This window comes from Curtobacterium sp. Leaf183 (assembly GCF_001424385.1).
Taxonomy (GTDB): domain Bacteria; phylum Actinomycetota; class Actinomycetes; order Actinomycetales; family Microbacteriaceae; genus Curtobacterium.
The window spans coordinates 279,646-299,479 of the sequence record NZ_LMPO01000009.1; the positions used below are offsets into that span (position 1 = coordinate 279,646).

Here is a 19,834-nt window from a genome sequence, read left to right on the forward strand (position 1 = left end):
CACCACGGGAGGTCGATCGGGATGGACGAGCACTGGACCACCGTCACGCTGGCAGCGGACGCCGCACGGCCGCACGACGAAGCGCTGCGCTGGGTCGTCGCGCACGCCGCGACGGACCTCGAGCGGCTCCGGGTCGTCGACGTCGACCCGACACCGGAAGGACGCGACGGTCCGCCACCGGACGGACGCGGCGGTCCGCCACCGGAAGGACGCGACGACCCGCCACCGGAAGGACGCGTCGGCCCAGGCAGTCGCCGGGTGGCCGAGCAGGTCGCGGAGGCGGCCCGTGCGGCGCTGCCCGACGTCGAGGTCGACGTCGTCCGGCACGCTGGTCCGCTCGCCGCTGCGCTCGTGGCCGAGTCCGGCGGCGGCGACCTGCTCGTCGTCGGCACGTTCCGGAGCCGGCGTGGCTCGACCCTCGGCTCCGCGCCGGCCCGGGTCGCCGAGCGCGCCGCGGTCCCGACCGTCGTGTTGCCCGACGGCCCGGACCCGATCGACGGCGACGTCGTCCTGGCCGTCGACGAACCCGAAGACGAGCGGGCCGTCGCGATCGCGGTCGCCGAGGCGTCCCGGCGGCACCGACGACTGACACTGCTGCGGGCGTGGGAGATGCCGCTGGTCACCCGGACCGGACTGACCGACTTCGCCGAGGACCCCCTCCGGTGGCGCCGGGAGAGCCAGGCGCTGCTGCAGCGGGCGACGGACCGGCTGGTCGCACGTGCCCCGGGGGTCCGCGTCCGGTCGTTGCTGGTCGAGGGTCACCCGGGTCCGGCGATCGTCGCCCACACCCGCACGGCATCGCTGGTCGTGCTCGGGCAGGGACACGTGCACGTGCTGTCCGGTTCGGTGCTGCGCGACGTCCTCCGCCGTTCCGTCGCACCCGTGTGCGTCGTCCCGGCCACCGCGCACGAGACACCCACGCGGTCGCGGGGTCGATCGCGGTCGACCCGGTCACCGGAACCCGAGGCCGACCCGGTCGGCACGGCCTGACGCCTCGACGCGGTGCGCCCGGCCGCACGCCTCGACGCGGTGCGCCCGGCCGCACGCCTCGACGCGGTGCGCTCAGCCGGCGGCGCTGCGGACCGCAGCCTCGACCCGACGCGCCAGGTACGCCACCCCGGACCGGTTCGGGTGCAGCGCCCCCGGCTCGAGGTCGATCCGTCGCAGCCCGTTGGTCGAGTCGAGCGTCACCCCGGACACGAGCGCCCCCTGCCGGGCGCAGGCGGACCGGGACAGCGTCGACGTGAACACGTCGAGGTAGCGGACGCCGGCCGCGGCCGCAGCCGACCGCGCCACGTCGTCGAGGTCCTGCTGGACACCGTGCAGGTACCGCACGTCGGTGTTCGTGAACGGGTAGGAGTTCGCCGGGAACGAGCCCGTGAGCGTGCCGAGGTCGAGCGCGGACCGGAAACACCCCTTGGCCGGGGTGTGCTCGGCGTCCGGGAAGATGGCCGGGTAGCCGAGGAAGACGACCTGGGCGTTCGGGGCGGCGTTCCGGATGGCGGCCAACGCCGTTGCGATGCCGAGCGCCACCCGCGACCGGATCTTCACCCCGAGCTGGTCGACGCCGTCCTGCACCAGCGTGCTGCGGCACGACGGGGCATCCCGGCCGGAGAACACCGGACCCGCCGGTGACAGCGCCAGACACGCCGCGGCCGTGCCGAACAGGTCCGCGTCGTTGCCGCCGATCGTGACGGTGACCAGCCGCGTGTCGGCGGACAGTGCCTCGATCTGTGGCGGGACGCCCCGGAACTGGTGCCCGCCGAGGATGTCCGCGGTCGTCGCGCCACCGCAGGTGACGTCGTGCAACGCGAGTCCGAACCGGGCCGCGACCCGGTGGGGGTAGTCCTGGGCGGACTGCCCGCACGCGGAGACGGGGAGCCCGGTCGGGTCACCGAGGCCGTACCCGGCGGAGTACGAGTCCCCGAGCGCGACGTACTCGCTGCCCGGCGGCAGTCCCGCGAGCGACTCCACCGGGTCGGCGGTCACCCGGTAGGGCTGCGGGACCGGCCAGAGCGGCGCTGCCGTGGCACCGGACGTCGGCAGGACCCCGGCCGCGAGCACGACCGACGCCGCCACTGCGAGGAGCAGCAGGGAGCGGGCGGACCTGAACAGCACGTGACCTTCGGGTGGACGGGACGTCGGACGGAAGCGGTCAGGCTACCGTCTCGGCGCTCAGCGTCGGCCGAGTCGACGCTCTCCGCCGCTGCCGGTGCGGTACTCGAGCCCGTAGTGCTGGAACAGCACCGGCTCGGTGTCGGCTTCGAGCTCGCCGTCGGTCGCGATGGAGGGCGCGTCCTTGATGAGCTTCTTCGGGAAGGTCACGCGCAGGTGCTTCGGCGCGACGGTCGCACCGACGAGCGGGACGAACACGAGCTTCTGGAAGCCGACCATCCCGGTCGCGACCGATCCGAACGCGGGCTCGGACGTCGCGGTGTCGTAGTAGATGCTCTCGAGGTTCCCGACCTTGTCGTCGCTCTCGTCGACGACCGGCATGCCGATCCAGTCCCGGATGTTGGCCGCTTCGAACACGGTGCTCCCTCCACGGCCCGGGCGTTCCGGGTCCGTCCAACCGACGCTACCGGTCGGTCCCCGACCCCGCCCGCACGCCGTCCGCTGCCGCAGCCGGCGCGGAGACCCCGAGCCCGTCGACCGCGCCGAGCACGTCGGCGGGGTGCACGGCCAGGATCGCCGGGTCGGGCTCCTCGGAGAACACGTCGCCACGCCGCACGGACGCATCCGTGAGCACCACGTGCGGGCCGGACGCCGGCGGACCCCAGGACTCCGGCGGCGCCGGTCCGAAGAGCACGACCGACGGGATCCCGTAGGCGGAGGCCAGGTGCGCCGCGCCGGTGTCGACCGTGACGACCACGCGGGCCTCCGCGACCACGGCCGCGAACGGCTGCAGGTCGAGCACACCGGCCAGGACCGCCTCCGGCGGCAGCCCGGCGGACTCGGCGACGGCTGCGGCGCGCTCGACGTCCGCCGAGCCTCCCGTCAGGACCACGTGGTGTCCGCGCTCGCGCAGACCGCGCACCACCTCGGCGAACCGGTCGACCGGCCAGTGCCGCGCGCCGTGGAACGCACCGACGTGCACGACGGCGGCGTCCGCGACGACCGCGGGCGCGGTGGGCCGGTCGATGCCGACGTCGTCGGGGTCGCCGGGGATGCCGTGGGCCTCGAGCAGACGGACCCAGCGTTCGCGTTCGTTGACCGGCCCGTCGTTCCAGGGCGGGCCGTCGCTGCCGCCGTGCCCGATGACCCGCCGCGCCCCCAGTGCGGCGACCAGCCCCTCGGACTCGGGGCCGGCTCCGTGCAGGTTCACCGCGACGTCGGTGACGCCGGCCGGCACCCCGATCGGGTGGTCGAAGCCCTGCTGCGCCAGGTGCACGTCGACGGCGGGCACGAGCTCGACGACCGGGGCGAGCCACGCGGTCGTCGCCAGGCTGATGCGGTGGTCGGGGAACGCCCGACGCAGCGCGCGCAGTGCGGGCACCGCCACGAGCAGGTCGCCGAGCTTGATGGCACGCAGCACCACGAGCTCGGGGCGGCCGTCGGACGGAGGGAGGGCATCGAGGGCGGTCACCCGCTCGACGCTAGCGGTGCGGCCCCGGGCGCGGACGACGGTCGCGTCCGGCGGCCTTCCTGGCGGCGTGTCCGGGCGGTCTCCGGTATGTCGGACGCATGGCTCTCTCCGTGGACCGCGCAGTCGGCGGTCTCCTCTTCGACCGTGACGACACGCTCGTCATCGACGTCCCCTACAACGCCGACCCGCACCGCGTGGTCCCCGTCCCGGGTGCACGTCGTGCCGTCGAGCGCGCCCGCGCCGCCGGGCTGCCGGTCGGCGTCGTGACGAACCAGTCGGTGATCGCCCGCGGTGGTGCCACCCGCGAGCAGGTGGACGCGACGAACGCGCGGGTCGACGAACTGGTCGGTCCCTTCGACGTGTGGTGCGTCTGCCCGCACGGTGCGGAGGACGACTGCGCCTGCCGCAAGCCCCGCCCGGGTCTGGTGTTCCAGGCTGCGGAGCGACTCGGCGTGCCGGTCGAGGAACTCGTCGTCATCGGCGACATCGGCGCGGACGTCGGCGCCGCCGCAGCCGCGGGCGCGCAGTCGGTCCTCGTCCCGACACCGCGGACGCGTCCGGAGGAGGTCGCTGCCGCCCCGACCGTCGCCGCGACCATCGAGGACGCCGTCGCCCTCGTGCTGGCGCACGTGCGGGCGGCGTCAGCGTGACGGACGACCGACGGGGCCCGCGGGTCCTGGTCGCCCGCCTCGACTCGTTCGGCGACGTGCTGGTCACTGGTCCGGCCGTGCGCGCGGTGGCGGCCGGTGCGTCGCACGTCACGATGCTCTGCGGCCCGCAGGGGGCCCCCGCCGCCGAGCTGCTGCCCGGGATCGACCGGGTGCGGGTGTGGGCCGCGCCGTGGGTCACGGAGACCGCGCGGCCGCTCGACGACGCCCTGCTCGACGAGTTCCGGGCGCTCGTCGACGAGGAGCGGATCGACGAGGCCGTCGTGCTGACGTCCTTCCACCAGTCGCCGCTGCCGCTGGCCGTGCTGCTGCGGCTGGCGGGCGTCGCACGGGTGTCCGGTGCGTCCGTCGACCACCCCGGTTCGTTGCTCGACGTACGCCTGCGGCCCGGCGAGGACCTGCCCGAGGACCTCCCCGAACCGGGGCGCGCGCTGCGGATCGCCGAGGCGGCCGGCTTCGGCCTGCCGGCCGACGACGACGGGAGGCTCGTGGTGCGGCACGACGCCGCGGCGCCACCCGAGGTGGCTGCGCTGGACCGCTACGTCGTGGTCCACCCGGGCGCGAGCGTCCCCGCGCGGTCCTGGCCGCCCGAGCACCACCGGGCGCTCGTCGCCGCCTACGGCGACCTCGGCATCCCGGTCGTCGTGACCGGCTCGCCCGGGGAACGGGCGCTGACGGCGTCCGTCGCCGCGGGTGCGCCGGAGGACGCCACCGTGCTCGACCTCGGCGGGCGGACCAGCCCGGCGGAGCTCGCGGCGGTGCTGGCCGGCGCCGAGGTCGTCGTGGTCGGCAACACCGGCCCGGCCCACCTGGCCGCGGCGGTCGGCGCGAGGATCGTCAGCCTGTTCTCCCCCGTGGTGCCCGCCATGAAGTGGGCCCCGTACGCCGAGCACGTCGAACTGCTCGGTGACCAGGGCGCCGCGTGCCGGCTCAGTCGCGCACGCGAGTGCCCCGTCCCCGGACACCCGTGCCTGTCGTCGGTGACCCCCGAGGACGTCCTCGCGGCACACGGTCGCCTGGTCGGGCGCGCTCTGCGGATGAAGCCGAGCAGTCTGCGAAGGACACCAGAAGCGCGTGCGTAGCGTGCGGCACTGCTCCTCCTGCTCCTGCTGTTGACGGTCCGGCAACCCGCCCGATCCGCACGGAGCGCGACCGAAAGGGACTGCATGCGGATCCTCGTCTGGCACGTCCACGGCGGCTGGATGGACGCGTTCGTCCGCGGGTCGCACGAGTACCTCGTCCCGACCACCGCCGCCCGCGACGGCTGGGGACTCGGCACCGGGGGACGCGACTGGCCGAACGTCGTGGAGATCGCGCCCGAGGACGTCGCGGACGCCGGTGTCGACCTGGTCGTGCTGCAGCGCACCGAGGAGGCCGAGGTCGCCGCGACCCTGCTGCGCGGCCGCTCGGTGCCGACGGTGTTCGTCGAGCACAACGCGCCCCGTGTCGACGTGCCCAACAGCCTGCACCCCTTCCGGGACCACGCCGACATGACGATCGCGCACGTGACGCACTGGAACGCGCTGATGTGGGACTGCGGCTCCGCGCGGACCACGGTCGTAGAGCACGGCGTGGTCGACCCGGGGCCGCTGTACTCGGGACGACTGGAGCGCTTCGGTGCGGTGATCAACGAGCCGGTGCGGCGCAACCGGGTGGTGGGCACGGACCTGCTCCCCCGCTTCGCCGCGGTCGCCCCCGTCGACGTCTTCGGGATGGGGACGGAGCGCCTCGCCGACCTCGGACTCGGTGACCGCCTGGTCGGGCTCGGCGACGTCAAGCCGGACCCGATGCACGCCGCCCTGGCCGAGCGTCGGGCGTACCTGCACCCGAACCGCTGGACCTCGCTGGGGCTGTCGCTCATCGAGGCGATGCACATGGCCATGCCGGTCCTGGTCCTCGCGACGACCGACGCGGCGCGCACCGTGCCCGCCGAGGCCGGCGCGATCGCGACGGACGTGGCGGAGCTGACCCGGGCCTCCCGGCTGTTGGTCGACGACCCGGACGAGGCGCGCCGACGTGGCGCCGTCGCCCGGGAAGCCGCGCTCGCACGACACTCGCTCGCCCGGTTCCTCGGGGACTGGGACGGGTTGCTCGACGACGTCGTGACGCGCCACAGGCGCGCGGGACGCAGCCCGAGCCCCGCTCTGGAAGGGAGCACCCGATGAGGATCGCGATGGTCTCCGAACACGCCAGTCCGCTGGCCGTGCTGGGCGGGGTCGACGCCGGCGGGCAGAACGTGCACGTCGCCGCGCTGTCCGGCGCACTCGCCGACCGCGGCCACGAGGTGACCGTGTACACGCGCCGGGAAGACGCCGAGCTGCCCGCCCGCGTCATGCTCCGCCCGGGCGTCGAGGTCGTGCACGTCGACGCCGGACCCGCCCGTGCCGTGTCGAAGGACGAGCTCTTCCCCTACATGGCGACGTTCGCCCAGGTCCTCGCCGCCGAGTGGTTCGTCGACCGACCGGACGTCGTCCACGGCCACTTCTGGATGTCCGGGCACGCGGCGCTCGAGGCCGTGTCGCAGGTGCAGGTCCGCACCGGTGGGACCCGGATCCCGGTCGTGCAGACCTTCCACGCGCTCGGCATCGTCAAGCGGCGACACCAGGGCTCCGCGGACACCAGTCCCGAGGAGCGCGAGTGGGTCGAACCGGCCGTCGGCCGCGGGGTCCACCAGGTGGTCGCGACCTGCTCCGACGAGGCCTTCGAGCTCAAGGCGCTCGGGGTCCCCCTGCACGCGATCTCGGTCGTTCCGTGCGGCGTCGACGTCGACCGCTTCCAGCCGACCGGCCCCGTCGAGGTGCGCGGACGGACGCACCGCGTCCTGACGGCCTCACGCCTGGTCCGCCGCAAGGGCGTCGGCACGACGATCGCCGCGCTCGCCCGCCTGGTCGAGGCCGGGCGCGACGTCGAACTCGTCGTCGTGGGCGGTGCCGGCACGGCCGGTGCCGACCTGCCGGACGACCCGGAGTACCAGCGCCTCGACGCCCTGGCCCGCTCACTCGGTGTCCGCGACCACGTGTCCTTCCGCGGGCAGCTCGGCCAGGACGACATGCCGGCCGTCTACCGCAGCGCCGACGTCGTCGTGTGCGCCCCCTGGTACGAGCCGTTCGGCATCGTGCCGCTCGAGGCCATGGCGTGCGCACGTCCAGTGGTCGCGTCACGGGTCGGCGGACTCATCGACACGGTCGTCGAGGACGCCACCGGGCTGCACGTCCCGCCGCGCGACGAGGACGCCGTCGCTGCCGCCGTCGCGGGGTTGCTGGACGACCCCGTCCGTGCCGAGGGCTACGGCGCCGCCGGTCGTGCGCGGGTCGAGTCCCGCTACGCCTGGAGCCGCGTCGCCGCAGACACGGAGCGGGTCTACGAGCGTCTGGTCGCTGGGGTCGCTGGCGACATCCCGTTCCCCGCGAGGACCACTTCGACGGGTCGGGGCACGTTCCCCGACCGCGCCACCGAGAGGACAGCACGATGACCATCGAACAGAGCGGGATCGGCACGACCGAACAGCTGAGCGACAGCGCCCGCGCCGTGCTCGACCACGTCGCCGCCTCGGTGCCGGTCGTGGCCTCGCTCGTCGACCACCGCGACCAGATCGCCGCGTGGGCCGACGACATCGCCGCCCGGCTCGTCGCCGGTCGACGCCTGCTGGCCGCGGGCAACGGCGGGTCCGCCGCCGAGGCACAGCACCTCACCTCGGAGCTGACCGGCCGGTTCGACGGGGACCGGCCCGCCTACTCCGCCATCTCCCTGCACGCCGAGTCCTCCGCGGTCACCGCGATCGGCAACGACTACGGGTTCGAGGAGGTCTTCGCGCGCCAGGTGCGTGCCCACGCCCGCGCCGGGGACGTCGTCGTCCTGCTGAGCACCAGCGGCCGGAGCCCGAACCTGCTGCGCGCGGCCGAGGCCGCTCGCGCGGTGGGTGCCCGGGCACTCGCCCTGACGGGGGCCCGACCCAACCCGCTCGCCGACACCGTCGACGACGCGATCTGCATCGAGGGCCCGTCCGCGAACGTGCAGGAGGCGCAACTCGTCCTCGTGCACGCCCTCTGCAAGGCCATGGAACCGGCGCTCCGACGCGGGGGCCGTCGATGAGCGCCCGCGGGATCCGCCTGCGCATCGCCGTCGTGGGCGACACGCTGCTCGACGTCGACGTCAGCGGGACCAGCGAACGCCTGAGCCCGGACGCTCCGGTGCCCGTCGTCGACGTCCGCACCGACGACCGACGTGCCGGCGGCGCCGGGCTCGTCGCGACGATGCTGGCGAAGGACGGCCACGACGTCACGCTGGTCACCGTCCTGAGCGACGACGACCGGGCTGACGAGCTCCGCGCCCTGCTCCCGGACGTCCGCGTCGTCGCGGGTCCGTCGGGTGTCGCGACGCCCGTGAAGACCCGCGTGCGCGTCGGCGAGCACGCCCTGGTCCGGATCGACGAGGGCTGCGACACCCCGCCGGTGCCGTCGGTCACGGCCGAGATGACCGCGGTGCTGACCCAGGTCGACGCGGTCGTCGTGGCCGACTACGGTCGTGGGGTCGCCGCGGCTCCGGCACTGCGCGACGCGATCGCCGCTGCCGCCGCCACCACCCCCGTCGTCTGGGACCCGCACCCCAGGGGCGCGACCCCCGTGGCCGGGATCACCGTCGCGACGCCGAACGCCGCCGAAGCCCGACGGTTCACCGACCTGCCCGGCCAGGGCGTGCCCTTCGCCACCGACGCGGCAGCGGCCCTGGTCGACGCGTGGGACGTCGGTGCCGTCGCCGTCACCATGGGCGACCGGGGCGCGCTGGTCGGACGTCGGACCGCGCGTGGCATGGACTCCCGCTTCGTGCCGGCGCCCTCCGTCACCGCCGCCGACCCGTGCGGAGCCGGCGACCGACTGGCCGCCGGGGTCGCTGTCGCCCTCGCCGGTGGCGCCGACGTCCCGGACGCCGTCGCCGCCGGTGTGGCCGACGCGTCGGCGTACCTCGCCGCCGGCGGGGTCGCCGCACTGTTCGCCGACGCCCCCGCCGTGGTCGCGGTGCCAGGAGCCGACCGGGACGCCCTGCGGGTCGTGCACGAGGTGCGCGCCGGCGGCGGGACGGTCGTCGCGACCGGCGGGTGCTTCGACCTGCTCCACGCCGGCCACGCACGGACGCTGTCCGCGGCCCGGGCACTCGGGGACTGCCTGGTCGTCTGCCTGAACTCTGACGACTCCGTCCGCACGCTCAAGGGACCCGAGCGCCCGATCATGACCCAGGACGACCGCGCCGAGCTGCTGCTGGCGCTGGACTGCGTCGACGCCGTCGTCGTGTTCGACGAGACAACACCGGACGAGGCACTGCGTCGCTTCCGTCCCGACGTCTGGGCGAAGGGCGGCGACTACACCGCGGATGAGCTGCCCGAGGCCGTCACCCTGGCCGAGTGGGGCGGGCGCGTCGTCACCGTGCCGTTCCACCCGGGACGCTCCACCACACGCCTGGCGTCCGCGCTCGCGGCCGTCGGCTGAGCGCGCCCACCACGAACCCGACCGACCACACGAACCTGATCCACCCGGAAGGAACCACATGCCCGTCCCCACCACCCCCATCGGCCGCGTCCTCGTCACCGGCGGCGCCAGCGGACTCGGAGCGGCCGTCGTCGACGCCGTCCTCGAGGCCGGTGGCACCCCGATCGTCCTCGACCTGCGCGTCGAGGGCGTCGCCGACGGGGTCGACGCAGTCGCGGTCGACGTGACGGACACCGCGGCGACCGAGCAGGCCGTCCGGGACGCCGCCGAGCGCCACGGGGGCCTGGACGCGGTCGTCACCGCCGCCGGGATCGACAAGCCGGCACCCATCGGCGCGCTGTCCGCCACCGACTGGGAGCAGATCGTCGGCGTGAACCTGCTCGGCACGGCAGCCGTCGTGCGCGCGGCACTCCCCACGCTCGAGGAAAACCGCGGCCGCGTCGTGACGATCGCCTCGTCGCTCGCGCTGCGCGGGGTCGGCGACGGCACCGCGTACTCGGCGTCGAAGTTCGGCGTTCGTGGGTTCTCGCAGGCGCTGGCGGCCGAGACGGCCGGCAAGGTCGGGGTCACGAACGTCATCCCGGCCGGCATGCGCACGAACTTCTTCGCGGACCGCACCGAGCAGTACAAGCCCGGCCCGGACGCGCTCCTGATCGAGCCGTCCTACGTCGCCAACGCGATCCTGTTCGCGCTCTCGCAGCCGGCCGGTTGCGAGATCCGCGAGATGTCGATCATGCCCGCCACGGAGCCCAGCTGGCCGTGATCGCGACCCGCTGACCGACGGGAGGCCCGGTGCCAGCTGCCACCGGGCCTCCCGTCGGTCGGCGGTACCGACCGCCCACCCCCGGTTCCACAATTTGCGCATCTCGCGCCCGCGGACGGTCCCGTCGTGCGACCGCGACGAAGTGCGGCCGGCGAGTCGTGGAACTTCGGCCGACGCGCGCGACCGCGGACGCGCGCAACCATCGGCGCGCGGGACCGGGGCTCAGCGCGTGCGGAGCAGGTCCTCGACATCCGCCAGCACCAGGTCCGGCGTCACCTGGTCGACGTAGGACGGGTCGTGCTCGCAGCGTTCGGCAGTCCAGCCGACCTGCGTGACGTCGATGCCGCAGACCGGGCACCGCGTGACGAACGACATGTGGACCCGGTGCCGGCCGCGGTCGAGCGGGCCGGCGTTGATGACGTTGCCGAACCAGAACACCCCGACGGTGCGGGTGCCGACCGCGACCGCGAGGTGGCGCGGGCCGGAGTCGTCCCCGACCATCACGTCGGCGGCGCCGAGGACCGCCGGCAGCTCGGACAGCGGCAACGTCCCGACCACGTCGTGCAGACGCGCGGCAGCGTCGGCGTCCACCGTGTCGCGGACGGCGTCGACGATCGCGTCCGCTGCCGGGCGGTCGGAGTCGTCGCCGACCAGCACCACGTCGTCCCCCGCCGCGAGGCGTGCCACGGCGACCGCGGCGAAGCGGTCCGGGCTCCAGCGTCGGCGCGGGTCGGTCGCTCCCGGGTGCATCGCGACGAGGGTCCGCTCGACGCCGAACCGGGCACGGACGTCGCGTCTCTCGGCATCCGTGACCGTGACACGCGGGTCGAGCGTGACCGGCTCGGCACCCGCCAGCGCCGCGACCTCGAGTCCGCGCAGCACCTCGTGCTGGTAGTAGACGTAGCGCACCCATCGTTCGAGGACCTCGGCGTCCTCGGTGGCGGTGCCCACGGTATGGGGCGCACCGAGGCGGAGCAGGAACGGGTTCGAGTTCCGGCCGCCGCCGTGCAGCTGCACCGCGAGGTCGAAGCGGCCTCGCAGTCGTCGTTCGAAGTCCTCGAGGTCCGGGGCGCCCTCGCCGGAGTCGCGCACGCCCGGGTGCACGGGGAGCTCCTCGAACGCGTGGACCGCCGTGGTCCTGCCGTCAAGCAGCGCCTCGGCCGATGGCGTCCCGAGCAGGGTCACCCGCGCGTCCGGGTACGCGGCGGCGATGGCCTCGATCGCCGGCATCGCGAACATCAGGTCACCGAGGCCGCCGCCCCGGAGCACCGCGATCTCGCGGACCCCCTCGAACCGGTCGCCGCCCTGCCCGATGCGTTCCACGCTCGTCGTCTCCCTCGTCCGGCGGACCCGCCGGGTGTCGTGCCGGCGTCCCCGGCACGTCGTCCTGTCTACCGGCGACCACCCGGGAGCGTGCCCGTCAGCCGCGGAGCGCGGACCCGTGACCCTCCCCAGGGAAGGAGGAGCACCGTCGGACCTCCGCCGACGTCCTGGAAGGACCCGCATGACGCTCGAAGCCCCCACCACGACCACCGAGATCGTCGTCCTGGACCCGGTCACGGGATCGGTCGCGTCGACGACGGCCTTGGCGACGCCCGAGCAGGTCCGCGACGCGGTGTCCCGTGCCCGTGCGGCCTTCGACACCTGGTCGAGGACGGCACCCGCCGACCGCGGCGCCCTGCTGCGGACGGCGGCCGAGCACCTGCGCGCCCACGCCGACGAGCTCGCCGAGCTGAACACCCGCGAGACCGGCAAGGTCCCGGGTGACGCGATCGGCGGCGTCGAGGCGGGCATCGGCACGCTGCTGCAGTACGCCGAGCTCGGCCCCCTGCACCGCGGTGAGGCCCTGCGCGGCCAGCACGGTGCTGCCGACTGGACGATCCCGCACCCCCGCGGCGTCGTGCTCGCCCTGACGCCGTGGAACGACCCGGTCGCCGTCGCGCTCGGCATCCTCGGCGCGGCTGTGGTCACGGGCAACACCGTCGTGCACAAGGGCAGCGAACGGTGCCCCGCGACCATCGCCCGCCTCAACGCGCTGCTGGCCGAGGTCCTGCCCGACGGCGTGCTCGTCGGGGTCGACGGCGACGCCTCCACGGGCGAAGCGCTCCTCGCCGAGGACGGCATCGCGGTGTACGCGCACGTGGGGTCGACGGCGACCGGTGACCGACTCGCACAGGTGGCGACCGGCACCCGTGCACACGTGATCCGCGAGAACGGCGGCAACGACCCGATCGTCATCGACGCCGACGTCGACCCGACGTGGGCGGCGGGCCAGGCGGCGCTCGGGGCGTTCGCGAACACCGGTCAGATCTGCACGAGCGTCGAACGCGTGTACGTGCACCGCGTGATCGCCGACGACTTCGTCGCGGCGCTCGTCGCCGAGGCCGAGCGCCGCACCGCGCTGCCGGCCGCCGAGTACGGCCCCCTCGTCGACGAGCGGCTGCGCGGTCTCGTCCAGCAGCACGTCGACGACGCCGTGGCGCGCGGGGCGTCGGTCCGCACCGGCGGCAGCGTGCCCGAGGGCACCGGCACGTTCTACCCGGCGACGGTCCTGACCGACGTGCCGGACGACGCCCTCGCCCTGACCGAGGAGACCTTCGGGCCGATCGCCCCCATCCGCGTCGTCGACTCGTTCGACGAGGGACTCCGCCTGGCCGCAGGCGACCGCTACGGGTTGGCCGCCACCGTGCTGACGAACGACACCGGCGCTGCGCTGCGTGCGGCGGCGACACTGCCGGTCGGCACCGTCAAGGTCAACGCCGTGTTCGGCGGTGCGCCCGGCGGCAGCGCCGAACCGCGCGGCGCGTCAGGGGCCGGCTTCGGCTACGGCCCGCACCTGCTCGATGAGATGACGACGACCACGGTCGTGCACCTCGAGGCGGCGACCGCGCCTGCGACGGCGCGCGCCGCCGCCCCGACCGCACCCGGGACCGCCGCCGCAGCCGACATCCCCTCGGCGCCCGACACCGCCGCCGCCGAGGGGTACGACCGATGACCGCCGACGTCCGTCTCGTGCGCGACGTCGTCGCCCGCATCGACGACCGCGAGCCGCTCGTCGTCGTCATCGGCGACCCGATCCTCGACCGCTGGACCATCGGCGAGGCCGAACGCGTATCGCGCGAGGCCCCTGCCCCGGTGGTCCGCGTGACCGAGACCATCGCGGTCCCCGGCGGCGCCGCCAACACGGCCGTGAACGCACGAGCACTCGGTGCCCGCGTCCGCATGGTCGGACTGATCGGTGACGACGAGGCCGGCACGGTCCTCCGCGACCGTCTCGCCGCCGCCGGCGTCGAGACCGACTTCCTGGTCGCCGTCCCCGGCGCCACCACGACCACGAAGTCCCGCATCGTCGGCGGCGACCGCGTCGTCGTGCGCGTCGACGACCTGGCCGGCGTCCCCACCGCGGGACACACCGACCAGCTCGCAGCGGCGGTCGCCCGTGCGCTCCGTGGCGCGGACGCGGCCGTGGTCTGCGACTACGGGCTCGGCGTCACGCCGGAATCCGTGCTGCCCGTCATCGACCGCGACCGCCCCGACGTCGTCGTCGTCGACGCCCACGACCTCCGGGGCTGGCACGACCTGCGACCCGACCTGGTGACACCGAACGCGGGCGAGGCCACCGCACTGCTCGGCACCGACCTCGGCCTGGGCGCCGAGCGTGCCGACGCCGTCCTGGCCCATCGTGAGGCGGTGTTCGCGGCCACGGGCGCCCGTGCGGCGGTCGTCACACTCGACCGCAACGGCACGGTCCTGCTCGAACCGGGCGACGAGCGCGGGTTCCGCACGCGCGCCACCCCGGCGTCCGAGCAGCAGGCATCCGGTGCCGGTGACACGTTCTGCGCCGCGGCGTCCGTCGCCCTGGCCGTCGGGTCGAGCGCGCGCGAGGCCGTGCAGTTCGCCCAGGCCGCGGCCGACGTGGTCGTGCGCGAGGCCGGTACCTCGACCTGTGACACCGCTTCGCTGCTGCGGTCGGTCGAGGCCCCCGCCGAGACCGTCGTCGACCACGACGACCTGGCCGCCGCGGTCGAGGCCGCCCACCGCGACGGTCGTCGGGTGGTCTTCACGAACGGCTGCTTCGACGTCGTGCACCGCGGCCACACCTCGTACCTCCGTCAGGCGAAGGAGCTCGGTGACCTGCTCGTCGTCGCGCTCAACGACGACGACTCGGTCCGGCGGCTCAAGGGACCGGAGCGTCCGATCAACACGGCTGAGGACCGCGCGGGGGTCCTCGCGGCACTCGCCTGCGTCGACCTGGTGACCGTGTTCGCCACCGACACCCCCATCCCGCTGCTCGAACGCGTCCGCCCCGACGTCTACGTCAAGGGCGGCGACTACTCCCCCGAGATGCTGCGCGAGACCCCCGTCGTCCGTGCCTACGGCGGCGAGGTCGTCATGGTCGACTACGTCCCGGAGCACTCCACCAGCGCGGTCGTGCGACGGATCCGCGAGACGTCCGGCGGCGACCCCGCCTGACCGTCGCGACCAGCGGCCCGCGGTCGCGGGCGGACGACGGACGGGAGGCCCGGTGCCAGCTGGCACCGGGCCTCCCGTCCGTCCTGGTGTCGGCTACCGGACGCGCACCTGCGTCGACGCCTGCTTGCCGGACTGCACACCGGTGAACGTGACCGTGGCCTTGCCGGCAACGGCCTTCCACCGGACCGCTGCGGTGCCGTCGATGACGTCGACCGTGCCGAGGTCCGTCGAACCGACCTGCACCCGCACCTGCCGGTCGCCGTCGAACCGGCTGCCGGTCAGCGTGACCCGCTGTCCCGGACGGGGCGCGCCGACCGACAGGTCGATGCGGGCACCACGGCTCAGTGCCGCCAGGTCGCCGTTCAGCCGCAGCGCGTCCGACATCGTGAAGAAGGTGTCGGTCTGGTCGGTCAGTCCCACCACGTTCGCGGCACCGGGACCGAAGGCGGCGATGCGCACCTGCGTGCCGGTGTGCTGCTGCGACGACCCCGCTCCGGCGGTGCCGTACGAGACCTTCATCGTGGTGCCGTCAGCCGTGACGAGCGCCGTCGAGAGCGAGGTCGGCGGCGTGTTGTCGACGATCTGGCTCGAGTGGGCGTGGTCGGCGGTGGCGATCACCAGGGTGTTGCCGTCCTTCTGCGCGAAGGCCAGCGCTGCCTGCACTGCCTCGTCGAAGTCGATCGTCTCGCCGATCTGACCGCACGCGTCGGCGGCGTGGTCCTGCTTGTCGATGCTCGCGCCCTCGACCTGCAGGAAGAAGCCCTTGCCGTTGGCCTGCGGGCGGTTGAGCAGGCCGATCGACTCGTTCGTCAGCGATGCGAGCGAGAGCCCGGTGTCGAGCCGCGCCGGGTTCGGGGTGCACCGAACGGCGGGCTGGTCCGCGCCGCCGACGGTGGCGGTCGTCGGTGCGTAGCGCGTCGGGAAGTTCCCCGGCGTGAAGAGCCCGAGCACCGGGCGCTGCTGGTCGGCGCGGCGGACGCCAGCCAGGCCGGCTGCGTCGCCGACGACCTGGTAGCCGCGCTCGGAGGCCTGGTCGAACAGGGTCTCGCCCTGGTACTGCCCGGCCTTGGCGGTCTGCGTGAAGCTGGTGGAGCCTCCGCCGAGGGTCAGGTCGGGTCGTGCGTTGAGCAGCTGCTCGCTGATCGAACCGAGGCCGCCGTTCTCCAGCGCGTCGGTCCCGCACGACGTGCTGTCGGGGCCGTAGCAGCTGCGGGCACCGACGTGGGCGACCTGCACGGCCGGGGTCGCGTCCTGGATCTCGGCGGTCGAGACGTTGCCGGTGCGCAGCCCGTTGGCCTTCGCGAGCTCGACGAGGGTGTCCTGCGGGGTGCCGTCGATGTCGACCGAGATCGCACCGTCGTAGGTCTTCGTCCCGGTCGCCCAGGCACTGCCCGAGGCCGCCGAGTCGGTGACGTAGTCGGGCTTGCCCTTGTCGGCGCCGTCCTTGACGAGCGAGTACGTCGTGTAGGAACCGGTGAGCGGCAGTGCGTCGAGCCCGGGCAGCCGGCCTGCGGCACCGTACTGGTAGTTGCGCGCGACCGTGATCTCGGAGTCGCCCATCCCGTCGCCGATGAGCAGGATGACGTTCTTCGCGTTCGCGTTCTTGACGGCCTGTCGCACGGCCTGGGTCTGGTCGCCGGCGGCGCGCTGGGCTCCGCCGTGCTGGTTGAGTGCCAGCTGGCCGACGGCCTCGGCGGTGCCGGGCAGCGCGATCGCGCCGGCGATGAGCACGGCGCCCAGCGTCAGCGCGGTGCGACGCCGCTTCGAGTGGTGCTGTTCCATGTCGGTTCCCCTCGTCGTGCGCCCCGTTCGGGTGCCATCCGAGGATGTCTGTGCCGCGGTACAGCCAGGAGAACCGACGACGTCGTGTTCGTGAACGGGCGGCTACTCGCCGAACTCGACCTGGACCTGCTGGCCGGCGTCGGAGAGCTCGAGCTGCACCGCGGCGCGGGCCTGCTCGATCCAGACGCTGTCCGAGCAGCCGATCCACACGCTCGTGCGGGGCTCACTGTCGGGTCGGCACCACTCGGACGCCCAGGCCACGACCGCGGTGGCGAGGGCCTCACCGTGGTCGGCGAAGCAGAGCGGCGGGACGACCGACGGCCGCTCGGTGCGGACCAGCCAGGTGACGGTGACCCGTGGTGGGGCCGGCAGGATGCGGACCTGTTCGGCGAGGGCGACCTCGACGAACACCTGCCCGTAGGCGCCTTCGGACAGGACGACCAGCCGGCGGTGGATCTCCGCCAGGTCCTCGACGGCGCCGGCGATCATCACCCGCTCGCTCGGCTGTCCGTCCGTCATCGGCATGCGTCCAACGCTAGGACCGCAGGGTCCCCGGGACAAGCCCGAGTTGGAGGGCCAGGAACTCCCACATCCACGTCAGCGCGACCGCGTTCGACAGCCCCGCTGCGTTCTGGGCGATCTGGGTCGCGACGCCGTCGCTGTACGCCGCGGTCTTCAGCGCCACCGTGGCCGGGTCGATGCCGTCCGGACCGCGGTCGAACGTGCCGTCGTCGACCCCGCGGCGGACGACCCGGACCAGACAGGCCTCCCAGACCCGGATGCGCTCGGCGTACTCCTCGGCGACCTCGGGACGACGTGCGACGGCGGTCCAGTAGTCGGACCAGATCCGCCAGTGCTGCCGGACCTGCTCGCTGTCGTCGAACAGCGGCGCGACGAGCATCCGCAGGGCCTGCACCGGGTCGGGCTCGGCGTCGACGGCCGCGACGATAACTCCGTAGAACCGCTCGGTCTCGAGCACGACGACCTCGTTGAGGATCTCGGCGACGCTCGCGAAGTGGTACGTGACCGTGCCGACGGACACCCCGGCCTCGGCTGCGATGTCGCGCAGACCGGTCGCCCCGAGGCCGTTGCGCACGATCACCGAACGCGCTGCGCGGACGATCATCGCACGCCGCACCGCCGGCCGCTGCCGAGCCCGAGGGGGTACCGGACGCTCGTCGGGCGCCCCTGCCCCGCTCACGCCGAGGTCCGCGGCACATCGTCGTGGAAGGTGTGCTCCGCCACCAGTTCCTCCGGGGCGTCGGCGCCGTCGCGGGCCCAGGCGCGCACGGTGTTCACGAGGTGGAAGGCGTCGACGCTCGCCGTGACCGACGACGACGTCTCGAGCCGAGCTGCCCACGCGTCATGGGCCAGGCCGATCCGCCACCGGGAGTCGGCCCGTGCGGACGACGGGTCGCCGGAGCGGATGCGGTAGGTCTCGCGGGCGTCCTCGGTGAACTCGAGCCCGTCAGGGTAGACCCGACCGCCGCCGTATCCAGGGTCGACGTCGAGCGTCCACTCCCCCGTCTCGACGTCGTGCGTCACCGTGCGCTGCGGCAGCGGGTCGGTCGGGGCCACCCGGGTGATCGCGAGCGGCGTGGAGCGTTCCGCTTCCTCGAACACGATCCCGTCGTCGGCGCCTCCCGTCCAGACCGGCAGCGTGAGGGTGCTCGCCGCGGGGTCGACGACCAGCCGCGCCACGGTGCCGTGCGGCCACACCCACGGCCAGTACGCGGTCGACAGCGCGATGCGCAGGCGGTGTCCCGCGACGAAGCGGTGCCCGGTCGAGACGAGCCGGACGGGCAGCACCGCGGGGACCCCGGGCTCCAGCGGGTCGTTCCGGTCCATGCCGTTCCGTCGGGCGGCGTTCAGGACCCCGCGCGTGACGAGCGTCGAGCTGCCGTCGGGCGCGACGTCGCACAGCCGGACCGTGACCGTCGCGCGCGGCTGGTCGCTCGTGACGGCCACCGCGACCTCGACGTTGCCGAGCAGGTCGAAGGCGGTGTCGACGGGCAGGTCGAAGCACACCGACCGACCGTCCTCGGCGCGCTGGTCCGGCGGCAGGTCCGTCGCGTTGCCGAAGGGGAAGAACCGACCGGCGTCGGCACCGGTCTCCTGCGGAGAGTCGACGACGACGCTGCCGTCACGGCCACCACGCAGGGTGTCGAGGGACAGCGTCCGCGGCTCGGTCGAGGCCGACGGCCAGGTCGTCGCGCCGACCCACCGGCCGGTGCGTTCGGCGTAGTACGACGCGGGCGGCTCCGGGTCGTTGATCCACGCCCGCAGCGCCGGGTCCCGCTCGACACCGGTGTCGACGCCGCGCAGCCATCGGTCCCACCAGCGCAGCGTCTCCTGCAGGAAGCCGATCGCGGGTCCCGGAGCCAGACCGCGGTCCGGGTACTGGTGCGACCACGGCCCGATGATGCCGCGCACCGGGGCGTCGACGTCGCGGACCAGCCGGAGCACCGCGTCGCGGTAGGGGTCGGCCCACCCACCCACGGCGAGCACCGCCGCGCGGACGTCCCCGACGTCCTCGGTCGCGCTGCCGTGGCGCCAGTAGTCGTCGCGCGTCTGGTGCGACAGCCAGACCGGCGTCATCGGCCGGTTCGCGTCGAGGCGCTCCCGCCAGCGGTCGACCCAGTCGCTGCCGACGACCTCCGGCCTGGGCGGACGGGAGTTGAACGCGAACATGGTCGCGCCCCAGGCCGCCATGTCGATGCCGAGCACCGCGCCGCCCGTGTAGTGCACGTCGTTGTCGTAGCGGTCGTCGGTCGAGCACACGGTGACGATCGCCTTGAGCGCCTCGGGGGCCCGGGCTGCGAGCTGCAGGGCGTTGAAGCCACCCCACGAGATGCCGAACATGCCGACGGCCCCGGTGGACCAGGGCTGCGCGGCGAGCCAGGCGATCACGGCCTCGCCGTCGCGGAGCTCCTGCTCGCTGTACTCGTCGTCGAACAACCCGTCGGAGGACCCGGTACCGCGGATGTCCACGCGCACCGACGCGTACCCGTGCGCGGCGTACCAGGGGTGTCGCTCCGAGTCGCGCGGTGCCGTCCAGTCGTCGAGCCGGTACGGCAGG

18 protein-coding genes are annotated in these 19,834 nt (G+C 74.2%); 10 read left to right on the forward strand and 8 right to left on the reverse strand.

The window, feature by feature from the left end:
* The first annotated feature begins 21 nt into the window (after positions 1-21).
* On the forward strand, positions 22-990 hold the full coding sequence (locus ASG04_RS12145; RefSeq protein ID WP_056124639.1) for a universal stress protein: 969 nt from the start codon (positions 22-24) through the stop codon (positions 988-990).
* Positions 991-1,062: 72 nt separating this feature from the next.
* Here ASG04_RS12145 and ASG04_RS12150 read toward each other — a convergent pair whose 3' ends face one another.
* From ASG04_RS12150 to ASG04_RS12160, 3 genes are read right to left on the reverse strand one after another with little or no spacing between them, the layout of a single operon-like run.
* A complete protein-coding gene (locus tag ASG04_RS12150) occupies positions 1,063-2,118 on the reverse strand; it encodes an SGNH/GDSL hydrolase family protein (protein WP_056124642.1) in 1,056 nt (351 codons plus the stop codon).
* 57 nt (positions 2,119-2,175) lie between these two features.
* Positions 2,176-2,532 (reverse strand): PRC-barrel domain-containing protein, encoded by a 357-nt coding sequence (locus ASG04_RS12155; RefSeq protein WP_056124644.1) that lies wholly within the window; start codon positions 2,530-2,532, stop codon positions 2,176-2,178.
* A 46-nt stretch (positions 2,533-2,578) separates the two neighbouring features.
* Positions 2,579-3,586 (reverse strand): glycosyltransferase family 9 protein, encoded by a 1,008-nt coding sequence (locus tag ASG04_RS12160; protein WP_056124647.1) that lies wholly within the window; start codon positions 3,584-3,586, stop codon positions 2,579-2,581.
* Positions 3,587-3,684: 98 nt separating this feature from the next.
* Between ASG04_RS12160 and ASG04_RS12165 the strand changes: the two genes are divergently transcribed.
* From ASG04_RS12165 to ASG04_RS12195, 7 genes are all read left to right on the forward strand, one after another.
* The gene (locus ASG04_RS12165) at positions 3,685-4,236 is read left to right on the forward strand and encodes an HAD-IIIA family hydrolase (protein WP_056124650.1); all 552 of its coding nucleotides are present in this window, start codon (positions 3,685-3,687) and stop codon (positions 4,234-4,236) included.
* Positions 4,233-5,336, forward strand: a complete 1,104-nt coding sequence (locus ASG04_RS12170; protein WP_056124655.1) for a glycosyltransferase family 9 protein — start codon at positions 4,233-4,235, stop codon at positions 5,334-5,336. The genes ASG04_RS12165 and ASG04_RS12170 overlap by 4 nt, the downstream gene beginning before the upstream one ends.
* Positions 5,337-5,420: 84 nt before the next feature.
* On the forward strand, positions 5,421-6,419 hold the full coding sequence (locus tag ASG04_RS12175) for a glycosyltransferase (protein ID WP_056124657.1): 999 nt from the start codon (positions 5,421-5,423) through the stop codon (positions 6,417-6,419).
* Positions 6,416-7,726, forward strand: a complete 1,311-nt coding sequence (locus ASG04_RS12180; RefSeq protein ID WP_056124660.1) for a glycosyltransferase — start codon at positions 6,416-6,418, stop codon at positions 7,724-7,726. Before ASG04_RS12175 ends, ASG04_RS12180 begins: the two co-directional genes overlap by 4 nt.
* Complete coding sequence (locus tag ASG04_RS12185) at positions 7,723-8,346, forward strand: SIS domain-containing protein (RefSeq protein WP_056124663.1); 624 nt, start codon at positions 7,723-7,725, stop codon at positions 8,344-8,346. The genes ASG04_RS12180 and ASG04_RS12185 overlap by 4 nt, the downstream gene beginning before the upstream one ends.
* A 17-nt stretch (positions 8,347-8,363) precedes the next feature.
* On the forward strand, positions 8,364-9,737 hold the full coding sequence (locus ASG04_RS12190) for a PfkB family carbohydrate kinase (RefSeq protein WP_056125760.1): 1,374 nt from the start codon (positions 8,364-8,366) through the stop codon (positions 9,735-9,737).
* Between the two features lie 58 nt (positions 9,738-9,795).
* Positions 9,796-10,500 carry an SDR family oxidoreductase gene (locus ASG04_RS12195; RefSeq protein ID WP_056124666.1) on the forward strand — a complete coding sequence of 235 codons (705 nt, stop codon included), beginning with the start codon at positions 9,796-9,798 and terminating at the stop codon, positions 10,498-10,500.
* Positions 10,501-10,722: 222 nt separating this feature from the next.
* On the opposite strand, the gene ASG04_RS12200 is transcribed toward ASG04_RS12195, so the two are convergent.
* Positions 10,723-11,823 (reverse strand): glycosyltransferase family 9 protein, encoded by a 1,101-nt coding sequence (locus ASG04_RS12200; RefSeq protein ID WP_056124669.1) that lies wholly within the window; start codon positions 11,821-11,823, stop codon positions 10,723-10,725.
* A gap of 181 nt (positions 11,824-12,004) precedes the next feature.
* Between ASG04_RS12200 and ASG04_RS12205 the strand changes: the two genes are divergently transcribed.
* Both ASG04_RS12205 and rfaE2 read left to right on the forward strand, forming a co-directional pair.
* On the forward strand, positions 12,005-13,495 hold the full coding sequence (locus ASG04_RS12205; protein WP_056124672.1) for an aldehyde dehydrogenase family protein: 1,491 nt from the start codon (positions 12,005-12,007) through the stop codon (positions 13,493-13,495).
* On the forward strand, positions 13,492-14,973 hold the full coding sequence (rfaE2, locus tag ASG04_RS12210) for a D-glycero-beta-D-manno-heptose 1-phosphate adenylyltransferase (RefSeq protein ID WP_056124674.1): 1,482 nt from the start codon (positions 13,492-13,494) through the stop codon (positions 14,971-14,973). Before ASG04_RS12205 ends, rfaE2 begins: the two co-directional genes overlap by 4 nt.
* 93 nt (positions 14,974-15,066) lie before the next feature.
* Here rfaE2 and phoA read toward each other — a convergent pair whose 3' ends face one another.
* The 4 genes from phoA to ASG04_RS12230 all read right to left on the reverse strand — a co-directional run.
* Positions 15,067-16,755 (reverse strand): alkaline phosphatase, encoded by a 1,689-nt coding sequence (phoA, locus tag ASG04_RS12215; protein WP_082518095.1) that lies wholly within the window; start codon positions 16,753-16,755, stop codon positions 15,067-15,069.
* Positions 16,756-16,857: 102 nt separating this feature from the next.
* Positions 16,858-17,280, reverse strand: a complete 423-nt coding sequence (locus tag ASG04_RS12220) for an SIP domain-containing protein (protein ID WP_056124677.1) — start codon at positions 17,278-17,280, stop codon at positions 16,858-16,860.
* 10 nt (positions 17,281-17,290) lie between these two features.
* Positions 17,291-17,881: a TetR/AcrR family transcriptional regulator gene (locus ASG04_RS12225; RefSeq protein ID WP_056125762.1), complete on the reverse strand. Its 591-nt coding sequence runs from the start codon at positions 17,879-17,881 to the stop codon at positions 17,291-17,293.
* Positions 17,882-17,952: 71 nt separating this feature from the next.
* A partial coding sequence (locus ASG04_RS12230; RefSeq protein ID WP_235515531.1) for a CocE/NonD family hydrolase occupies positions 17,953-19,834 on the reverse strand: 1,882 nt, incomplete at its 5' end.